1 protein-coding gene is annotated in these 532 nt (G+C 55.5%); it reads left to right on the top strand.

What is annotated here, in order from left to right; all coding sequences use genetic code 11:
- Window positions 1-119: 119 nt before the first annotated feature.
- On the top strand, window positions 120-532 hold a 413-nt coding region (locus V6767_RS22705), incomplete at its 3' end, for a putative quinol monooxygenase (RefSeq protein ID WP_448475509.1).

Below are 532 nucleotides of genomic sequence, written 5' to 3'. Positions count from 1 at the left end.
GTTCACCATAGCACATGTCTATCAAAGAATAGAAGTTCGGGATTGGTGCCTGAGGCATTCGGCATGAGAAAAGGGTGCATCGAAACCAAACACAACAACCTCTCAATCAGGAGGCGACCATGAAAGCCCAAATTCTCAAGACACTCGCCGCTTTGGCCTTGATCACGACATCTGCAGCCGCACAGGAAACCCCAATGGAAAATCACACTGCCAGCTACATCGCCATGCCCGCCGCTGAAGGCCAGACCGAAGCATTCGCCGAATTTCTGGCCGGAGCCGCCCCGATTGTCGCGGACACCGAACCAGGCACCGTGCTTTGGTTTGCCTTACAAGACGACGATACGCTCGCGATCTTTGATATCTTCGTGGATGAAGAAGCGCGCAATGCGCATTTCTCCGGCGCTGTGGCCGCGGCTTTGAACCAAAATGCCGACGCGCTGGTCGCCGGGGGCTGGGACGATGGTGTTGTCGCGAATATCAACAATTCCGATGTCCTGTCGGTGAGGGAACCGGTTGATCTCTACTCGGCCAC

The organism is Martelella sp. FLE1502, assembly GCF_053484255.1.
This window is presented reverse-complemented; position numbering and strand designations above follow the sequence as displayed.